This is a genomic window from Heminiphilus faecis, from assembly GCF_008728965.1.
GTDB classification, from domain to species: Bacteria; Bacteroidota; Bacteroidia; order Bacteroidales; family Muribaculaceae; genus Muribaculum; species Muribaculum faecis.
In genome coordinates this window covers 1-251 of sequence record NZ_VSMC01000089.1, presented here as the reverse complement: position 1 = coordinate 251, position 251 = coordinate 1, and the positions used below count along the sequence as shown (strand labels likewise).

Sequence of the window (251 nt, the reverse complement as noted above, 5' to 3'; positions counted from 1 at the left end):
ACTTAAATACCGCAGACACAAAGGCCGTAAACGCAAACCGTCGGGACGGACAATCATTCCCGACCGTGTATCCATACATCAGCGTCCGGCCGAGGCTGACGGCACACGCTTCGGGGACTGGGAAATGTATAATCCGCAAATCCAAAAATCCGGCGAAACCAAAACGAAAGGTTCAAAATCCGGCAAAAATCGGGGAAAATCACAATTCCAAGCGGTTATTGAAATATAAATCGCGCAACATCGGAATGATA

General features: G+C 47.8%; 1 pseudogene. It reads left to right on the top strand.

The features are described 5' to 3' along the window. Window positions 1–127, top strand: a pseudogene (locus tag FW767_RS13510) (IS30 family transposase); the annotation flags it as partial. Between the last annotated feature and the right edge of the window lie 124 nt (window positions 128–251).